This is a genomic window from Streptomyces ossamyceticus, from assembly GCF_001418475.1.
In the GTDB taxonomy this organism is placed as follows: Bacteria; Actinomycetota; Actinomycetes; order Streptomycetales; family Streptomycetaceae; genus Streptomyces; species Streptomyces ossamyceticus.
Genome location: NZ_LIQX01000418.1, coordinates 1 through 8,064 on the forward strand (window position 1 = coordinate 1; position 8,064 = coordinate 8,064).

The following is an 8,064-nucleotide window of genomic DNA, read 5'->3' on the forward strand; positions in this document are numbered from 1 at the left end:
TACACCGGAGCCGCCCGCGTCGCCGCCCGGCACGGCTTCGGCGTCGTCCTCTACCCCTCCCCCGAGGTCGTCGGACCCGCCCGCGACCCCTTCGCCTCCGCCCAGGCCGCCCTCGACGGCGTCATCGCCTCCTCCATGGCCGCCGACGCCCTCAGCGCCATCCGCGGCGACCAGCTGCCCCTGGTGATGCTCGACAGCGACCCCCGGGGCAGCCACGGAGCCGTCACCGTCAACCTCGACATCAAGGACGGCGCACGACAGGTCGCCGACCACCTCCTCGCCCTGGGCCACCGCCACTTCCTGCACCTCGCCGCCGACGTCCCCTCCTGGACCTTCGAGGTACGCGCACAGGAACTCGCCACACGGGTCGCCGCGGTCACCGGGACCACCCTGCGGACGGTGGCCGCACCCATCTCCATCGAGGGCGCCCTGGCCGCCACGGAGGCCGCGCTCACCGGGCCCGACGGTCCCCGGCCCACCGCACTCGTCTGCGACGACGACAAACTCGCCGCAGGCGCCTACAAGGCACTGCGCCGCCTCGGACTCCGGGTCCCCGACGACATCTCCGTCACCGGCGTCGACGACCTCGGCCTCGCCACCGCACTCGACCCCGAACTCACGACGGTACGCCTCGACGCCGAAACGTTCGGGGAACGCGGCATGGCCGCCCTCCTGGCGGTTCTGGAGGGCCGCACACCCCAGGAGGGAGACATCCCCGTGCAACTGGTCGTACGGGGCTCCACGACCCGCGCAAGGGCCTGAATACGCCGTCGGGGCGAACGGCACCCCCTCCAACGCCGCGCGCCCCGGCCATGAACGGCCGGGGCGCACTACGGACGGACTACCGCTGGACTCCGGCCTACTCCTCCTCGGAGCTCTCGGCCTCCGTGGACGCGCCGTCCGTCTCCAGCAGACGACCCAGCTGACGGCCGACGATGCGCTTGAACTTGCGCTGCTGCGGACGCGTACGGTCCAGGACCGCCACCTCCAGACGCTCGGCGGGGATCTCCCGCTGCGTGCCGTTGGTGTCCCGCGACAGCGCCTGGACCGCCAGCTTCAGCGCCTCCGCCAAGGACATACCGTCCTGGTGACGCTGGTCCAGATAGCTGCCGATCTGCTCTGCGTTACCACCCACCGCGACCGAGCCGTGCTCGTCGACGATCGAGCCGTCGTGCGGCAGACGGTAGATCTGATCGCCCTCGGGCGTCTCCCCCACCTCGGCCACGACCAGCTCCACCTCGTACGGCTTCTCGGCCGCCGAGGAGAAGATCGTGCCCAGCGTCTGGGCGTAGACGTTCGCGAGACCGCGAGCGGTCACATCGTCACGGTCGTAGGTGTACCCCCGCAGGTCGGCGTAGCGCACACCACCGATCCGCAGGTTCTCGTACTCGTTGTACTTGCCGGCGGCCGCGAAACCGATCCGGTCGTAGATCTCGCTGAACTTGTGCAGCGCACGGGACGGGTTCTCGCCGACGAACACGATGCCGTCGGCATACTGCAGCACGACCAGGCTGCGGCCACGGGCGATGCCCTTGCGGGCGTACTCCGCCCGGTCGGCCATGGCCTGCTGGGGTGAGACATAGAACGGCGTCGACACCGGTTATCCGTCCCTTTCTGTCGAAGTCACTGGATCACCTTGATAAGGGGGCCGTCTGCGCCGGACCGGCTAGAGCAGCGCGGCCCGCGGACCGTCGGGCTGCTCCAGGCGCCGCTCCAGGATCGAGCGGGCGATCCCGGAGGACTCCTCGTCGGTGAGCCGACGGAAGCCGTCCTCGGTGATCACGGTGACGATCGGGTAGATCCGGCGGGCGACATCGGGACCACCGGTCGCCGAGTCGTCGTCAGCCGCGTCGTACAGAGCCTGCACCACGAGCGTCGTGGCCTGCTCCTCGGTCAGGTCCTCACGGAAGAGCTTCTTCATGGCACCACGCGCGAAGATCGAACCGGAACCCGTGGCCGCGTAACCGGACTCCTCGGAACGGCCGCCCGTCACGTCGTAGGAGAAGATGCGGCCCTTCTCCCGATCCACGTCGTAGCCCGCGAAGAGCGGGACGACGGCCAGGCCCTGCATGGCCATGCCGAGGTTGGAACGGATCATGGTCGACAGACGGTTCGCCTTGCCCTCCAGGGAGAGCTGCGCCCCCTCGACCTTCTCGAAGTGCTCCAGCTCCAGCTGGAACAGCTTGACCATCTCCACGGCCAGACCGGCCGTGCCGGCGATACCCACCGCCGAGTACTCGTCCGCGGGGAACACCTTCTCGATGTCCCGCTGCGCGATCATGTTCCCCATCGTGGCCCGCCGGTCACCGGCGAGCACCACACCGCCGGGGAACGTCACGGCCACGATCGTCGTGCCGTGCGGAGCTTCGATGACGCCCTGGGTCGGCGGCAGCTGCCGCTTGCCGGGCAGCAGCTCCGGCTGGTGGTCCGACAGGAAGTCCATGAAGGACGACGACCCAGGCGTCAGGAAGGCAGCTGGTAGACGCCCGGTGCTACGAGTGTTGGCTTCCACGAGGATCCTTCCAAGTAGGCGGCAGCCCGACGAACAGCGTCGGGATCATCTCCCAACTTGCCGATGGCCGAATTGCAGTTGAAGCACAGTACGCCTCGGACCTTACCCGTCTTGTGGCAGTGATCCACATGAATGGCCGGGGCTTTCAAACAGACCACGCAGAGCCCCATCTGCGAGGCGATCATCTCGTCACGTTCGGCTTCGGTCATGCCGTACTGACGCTTCAGATGGCCTGCACGACCCTCGATTGCCCGGCACGCCTTGCACCGCGCCGAGAGGCCATCCGAGGCTGTTCTGTTGCGATCCCATTGCGAGTGCGGCTTGATCTCCCCACAGCGCTGGCAGTACTTGTGCCCCTCAGGCGCAGCAACTCGCGGTCGTGGCTTTTTGCCGCGCACATCTTGCCGCTGCCGGAAGTACGCCGCGGAGCATTCCCTGCAGTACGCCTGGAGACCGTCACGCATCGCCTTGTTGCTGGCGAAGGCCGCTCGCGGCCTGCACTCCTTACACCGCGAGCAGCGCTTCACATCTTCAGGCTCTCTCAACCCCTACCCCCGACTACCTTCGCTTCGAAGGCGGAATCACTCTCCACCCTTCTGAACGAAGGAGCGCACGAAGTCCTCGGCGTTTTCTTCCAGGACATCATCAATCTCGTCCAGAACCGAGTCGACGTCGTCGCTCAGCTTCTCCTGCCGTTCCTTGAGGTCCTCCGAAGCCTGCGCCTCGGGCGCCTCCTCGACCTCTTCGGTGGAACGGGTGGCCTTCTGCTGGCCGCCGCCGGTGCCCTTGGTCGCCATAACCCTCACCCCGCTCAGTTCGCCCGACATGGTCGGCAGGTCGGCTTTCCTGCCGATCGGTCATGATCAGACCCTACAAGCCCGGTCTGACATTGGCCCCGTTGTTTCCACAACGTCCGGGGACCACCTCGATGATTCCCGCACGGCGGTGTTTCCACCCTGCCCGGCTGATCACGATTGATGCCCGATTCAGTTGCCGGACAGGACCCTGACCAGGTCTTCTGCGGTGCGGCAGCGGTCCAGGAGCTCCTTGACGTGATTTCGCGTTCCGCGAAGGGGTTCGAGGGTTGGAACCCGCTGGAGCGAATCCCGGCCCGGAAGATCGAAGATCACGGAGTCCCAGGAGGCGGCCGCGACGTCGTCGGCGTACTGCTCCAGGCAGCGGCCGCGGAAGTACGCGCGGGTGTCCTCCGGCGGCTTCGTACGGGCCCGCTCGACCTCCGTCTCATCGAGGAGCCGCTTCATCTTGCCGCGGGCCACGAGGCGGTTGTACAGGCCCTTCTCGGCCCGTACGTCGGCGTACTGGAGGTCGACCAGGTGGAGCCGGGCGGCGTCCCAGTCGAGGCCGTCACGGCGCCGGTAGCCCTCCATGAGTTCCCGCTTGGCGACCCAGTCAAGCTCTCCGGAGAGGCTCATGGGGTCGTTCTCCAGGCGGTTCAGGGTGTCCTCCCAGCGGCTGAGGACATCCTTGGTCTGGTCGTCGGCGTCCGCCCCGAACCGCTCCTCCACGTATTTGCGCGACAGCTCGTAGTACTCCATCTGGAGTTGCACGGCGGTCAGCGTGCGTCCGCTGCGGAGCGTGATGAGGCGTTGCAGCGTCGGGTCGTGGGAGACCTGGTGGAGGGTGCGTACGGGCTGGTCGACGGCGAGGTCGACGGCGATGAAGCCGTCCTCGATCATGGAGAGGACGAGGGCGGTGGTGCCCAGCTTCAGGTAGGTGGAGATCTCCGAGAGGTTCGCGTCGCCGATGATCACATGGAGGCGGCGGTACTTCTCGGCGTCCGCATGGGGTTCGTCGCGGGTGTTGATGATGGGGCGCTTGAGGGTGGTCTCCAGGCCGACCTCGACCTCGAAGTAGTCGGCGCGCTGGCTGAGCTGGAAGCCGTGTTCGTGGCCGTCCTGGCCGATGCCGACGCGTCCGGCGCCGGCGAAGACCTGGCGGGAGACGAAGAACGGCGTGAGGTGGCGCACGATGTCAGAGAAGGGGGTCTCCCGCTTCATCAGGTAGTTCTCGTGCGTGCCGTAGGAGGCGCCCTTGTTGTCGGTGTTGTTCTTGTAGAGGTGGATCGGCTGTGCGCCGGGGAGCTGGGCCGCCCGTTCGGCGGCTTCGGCCATGATCCGTTCGCCGGCCTTGTCCCAGAGGACGGCGTCCCGGGGGTTGGTGACCTCGGGGGCGCTGTATTCCGGGTGTGCGTGGTCGACGTAGAGGCGAGCGCCGTTGGTGAGGATGACGTTGGCCAGGCCGATGTCCTCGTCGGTGAGCTGGCTGGAGTCGGCGGCCTCACGGGCGAGGTCGAAGCCTCGCGCGTCCCTCAGCGGGTTCTCCTCCTCGAAGTCCCACCGGGCCCGGCGGGCCCGGTGCATCGCCGCGGCGTAGGCGTTGACGATCTGGGACGAGGTGAGCATGGCATTGGCATTGGGGTGGCCGGGGACGGAGATCCCGTACTCCGTCTCGATGCCCATTACTCGCCGTACGGTCATGCGGCCCTCCTTGCCCGGCGGCGCCCTCGGTCGGGGACGCTGCTCAAGTACCGCTGGCGCTCCGGTGCGTGTGCGGTGCCCGTCCCCGCACTGCGCGACTCGGCGGTACGAACGAGCCTAGAACGGCTTCGCGCTGGTGGGGAGATCATTTGCGTCATTGACTGCTCCAGCCGTGACCCGAAAAACAGTCGGCTGCGGGTACCCAGTGAGGGCACCCGCAGCCGCCCTGCCTTTTACAGGTACTGTCCGGTGTTCGCCACCGTGTCGATGGAGCGTCCGGTGTCGGCACCCTGCTTTCCGGTGATCAGGGTACGGATGTAGACGATCCGTTCGCCCTTCTTTCCGGAGATTCGGGCCCAGTCGTCCGGGTTGGTGGTGTTCGGCAGGTCCTCGTTCTCCTTGAACTCGTCCACGCAGGCCTGGAGGAGGTGGGAGACGCGGAGGCCCTTCTGGTTCTTCTCGAGGAAGTCCTTGATCGCCATCTTCTTGGCACGGCCGACGATGTTCTCGATCATGGCGCCGCTGTTGAAGTCCTTGAAGTAGAGGACTTCCTTGTCACCGTTGGCGTAGGTGACCTCCAGGAAGCGGTTCTCCTCGGACTCGGCGTACATGTGTTCCACAGCCGTCTGGATCATGCTCTGGACGGTGGTGGCCTTGCTGCCGCCGTGCTCGCCGAGGTCGTCGGAGTGCAGCGGGAGGCGCTCGGTGAGGTACTTGCCGAAGATGTCCTTGGCGGCCTCGGCGTCGGGACGCTCGATCTTGATCTTCACGTCGAGTCGGCCGGGGCGCAGGATGGCGGGGTCGATCATGTCCTCGCGGTTGGAGGCGCCGATCACGACCACGTTCTGCAGGCCTTCCACGCCGTCGATCTCGGCGAGCAGCTGGGGGACGATGGTGTTCTCCACGTCCGAGCTGACTCCGGATCCGCGGGTGCGGAAGAGGGATTCCATTTCGTCGAAGAAGACGATGACGGGGGTGCCCTCGCTGGCCTTCTCCCTCGCACGCTGGAAGACGAGGCGGATCTGCCGCTCGGTCTCGCCGACGTACTTGTTGAGGAGCTCGGGGCCCTTGATGTTGAGGAAGAAGCTCTTGCCTGCGGCCTGGCCGGTCACTTCGGCGACCTTCTTGGCCAGTGAGTTGGCCACGGCCTTGGCGATGAGCGTCTTGCCGCATCCGGGGGGCCCGTAGAGGAGGACGCCCTTGGGCGGCCTCAGCTCGTGCTCCTTGAAGAGGTCGGGGTAGAGGTACGGGAGCTCGACCGCGTCGCGGATGGCCTCGATCTGGCCGCCGAGGCCGCCGATCTGTTCGTAGCCGATGTCCGGGACCTCTTCGAGGACGAGTTCCTCGACCTCGCTCTTCGGGACGATCTCGTAGACGTAGCCGGAGCGGGGTTCGAGCAGCAGGGCGTCGCCGGGGCGGATGGTGACGTCCAGCAGCGGCTCGGCGAGCCGTACCACCCGTTCCTCGTCGGTGTGCCCGAGCACCAGGGCGCGCTCGCCGTCCTCGAGGATCTCCTTGAGGGTGACGATGTCCCCGACGCGCTCGTACTCCATGGCTTCGACCACGTTGAGCGCTTCGTTGAGCATGACTTCCTGGCCGCGCCTGAGCTCTTCCAGGTCGACGCTCGGGCTGACGTTCACGCGGAGCTTTCGGCCTCCGGTGAAGATGTCGGCCGTGCCGTCCTCGTTCGCCGTGAGGAAGACACCGAAGCCGGCCGGGGGCTGTGCGAGCCGGTCGACTTCTTCCTTGAGGGCCACGATCTGGTCGCGGGCCTCACGGAGCGTGTTGGCGAGCCGCTCGTTCTGCGCGGACACGCCGGCCAGGTTGGTCTGCAGCTCGACGATCCGCTCTTCGAGAATCCTCGTGTGTCGCGGAGAGTCGGCGAGCTTGCGTCGCAGGACGGCGATCTCCTGCTCAAGGTAGGCAATCTGCCCGGCCGGGTCGTCGGACCCTCGTCCCGGGCGGATGCCGCGGTTCATGTCGTCGTCGTGGGCTGCCACGGTCCTCACCTCCTCCAAGGGGAGCTGGACGCTTCCAGACCCTACCTGGGTGGGTGTCGATTGAAACCCCTAGATCACAAAGACGGTCGGGGTGTGTCCGATCTTCACCCTTGCGCTCTCCCTCACGCCAGGGGAATACCCACGGAACATGATTGGGAAGCCGGTCCGGGTAGGGTCGAAGTGTTCAACACCCGTCAGGGCCTGCATGGTTCCCGACGGTGGCGAGAGGAATGGCAGGAGAGATGACCGTGCGACAGGAGTCCGGGACCGTGGGCGAGGCGCTCGAGGTCTGGATCGACCAGGACCTGTGCACCGGTGACGGTATTTGCGCGCAGTACGCGCCCGAGGTGTTCGAGCTGGACATCGACGGGCTGGCGTATGTGAAGAGCGTGGACGACGAGTTGCTGCAGGCTCCGGGTGCGGCGACGCCGGTTCCGCTGCCGCTTCTGACGGACGTGGTGGACTCGGCGAAGGAGTGTCCGGGTGAGTGCATCCACGTGCGTCGGGTTTCGGACAGGGTCGAGGTGTACGGCCCGGACGCGGAGTGACCGGGCGGCCACTGCGCGCCATGTCGTGTCTGCTTTCTCACACCGGGTTTGCCGGGCGATCACATCCCGTTGGGCGGGGTGTCACACGCTTTGGGTACCTGCGGGTGTCGACCGTACGAACGCGCCGTTCCGCCACTGCCATTCGACGTCGTCGGTGACGTCGGGGCAGCAATTGGGCACCTTGCGCGAGGAGTAGCCGTGCAGGGTCGCGGTGACGGCTCCGTCACGGACGGCGAAGTCGGTGACGGTGTAGCGGTCCTTGGGGTTGACGAGGGTGGCCACGACGCGGGGCCGTGCGGCGTCGGTGGAGCGGGTGAGCACGTAGACGGCGTCGGGCGGGGTGCCCATGGCGGCGTCGCAGTGGACGACGGCCACGGTCTCGGGGCGCCTGTCACCGTCGAGGTCTCCGGAGGCCTGCTCCTTGATGACGATGTCGACGGGGCCGCAGTCCAGGGGCAGGTCGACGTCGGCGGGGTCGGGAGCGGCGACCACGGCGGGGGCGGGCT

Annotated in this window: 9 protein-coding genes; 2 read left to right on the top strand and 7 right to left on the bottom strand. The window is 67.1% G+C overall.

Annotated features, from left to right (window positions below; translation table 11 throughout):
* Positions 1-762: LacI family DNA-binding transcriptional regulator (locus AOK15_RS27795; RefSeq protein WP_055521099.1), on the top strand; the 762-nt coding region annotated here is incomplete at its 5' end.
* A 97-nt stretch (positions 763-859) separates the two neighbouring features.
* Here the strand turns inward: AOK15_RS27795 and prcA are convergent.
* From prcA to arc, 6 genes are all read right to left on the bottom strand, one after another.
* A complete protein-coding gene (prcA, locus tag AOK15_RS27800; protein ID WP_055521100.1) occupies positions 860-1,597 on the bottom strand; it encodes a proteasome subunit alpha in 738 nt (245 codons plus the stop codon).
* Between the two features lie 69 nt (positions 1,598-1,666).
* The gene (gene prcB, locus AOK15_RS27805) at positions 1,667-2,512 is read right to left on the bottom strand and encodes a proteasome subunit beta (protein ID WP_055521101.1); all 846 of its coding nucleotides are present in this window, start codon (positions 2,510-2,512) and stop codon (positions 1,667-1,669) included.
* A complete protein-coding gene (locus AOK15_RS42770) occupies positions 2,464-2,976 on the bottom strand; it encodes an endonuclease VII domain-containing protein (protein WP_079058744.1) in 513 nt (170 codons plus the stop codon). The genes prcB and AOK15_RS42770 overlap by 49 nt, the downstream gene beginning before the upstream one ends.
* Positions 2,977-3,093: 117 nt before the next feature.
* Positions 3,094-3,309 carry a ubiquitin-like protein Pup gene (locus tag AOK15_RS27810; protein ID WP_055521102.1) on the bottom strand — a complete coding sequence of 72 codons (216 nt, stop codon included), beginning with the start codon at positions 3,307-3,309 and terminating at the stop codon, positions 3,094-3,096.
* A 189-nt stretch (positions 3,310-3,498) separates the two neighbouring features.
* Positions 3,499-5,010 carry a depupylase/deamidase Dop gene (gene dop / locus AOK15_RS27815; RefSeq protein WP_338059932.1) on the bottom strand — a complete coding sequence of 504 codons (1,512 nt, stop codon included), beginning with the start codon at positions 5,008-5,010 and terminating at the stop codon, positions 3,499-3,501.
* A 233-nt stretch (positions 5,011-5,243) separates the two neighbouring features.
* Positions 5,244-7,010, bottom strand: a complete 1,767-nt coding sequence (arc, locus tag AOK15_RS27820) for a proteasome ATPase (RefSeq protein WP_055521104.1) — start codon at positions 7,008-7,010, stop codon at positions 5,244-5,246.
* Between the two features lie 242 nt (positions 7,011-7,252).
* Between arc and AOK15_RS27825 the strand changes: the two genes are divergently transcribed.
* Positions 7,253-7,558, top strand: a complete 306-nt coding sequence (locus AOK15_RS27825) for a ferredoxin (RefSeq protein WP_055521105.1) — start codon at positions 7,253-7,255, stop codon at positions 7,556-7,558.
* 81 nt (positions 7,559-7,639) lie between these two features.
* Here AOK15_RS27825 and AOK15_RS27830 read toward each other — a convergent pair.
* On the bottom strand, positions 7,640-8,064 hold a 425-nt coding region (locus AOK15_RS27830; protein ID WP_055521106.1), incomplete at its 5' end, for a hypothetical protein.

Bases quoted from the DNA above. Each gene is read 5' to 3' on its own strand.
- AOK15_RS42770 (WP_079058744.1), bottom strand. From the start codon at position 2,976: ATGCGTGACGGTCTCCAGGCGTACTGCAGGGAATGCTCCGCGGCGTAC.
- AOK15_RS27810 (WP_055521102.1), bottom strand. From the start codon at position 3,309: ATGGCGACCAAGGGCACCGGCGGCGGCCAGCAGAAGGCCACCCGTTCC.
- dop (WP_338059932.1), bottom strand. From the start codon at position 5,010: ATGACCGTACGGCGAGTAATGGGCATCGAGACGGAGTACGGGATCTCC.
- AOK15_RS27825 (WP_055521105.1), top strand. From the start codon at position 7,253: ATGACCGTGCGACAGGAGTCCGGGACCGTGGGCGAGGCGCTCGAGGTC.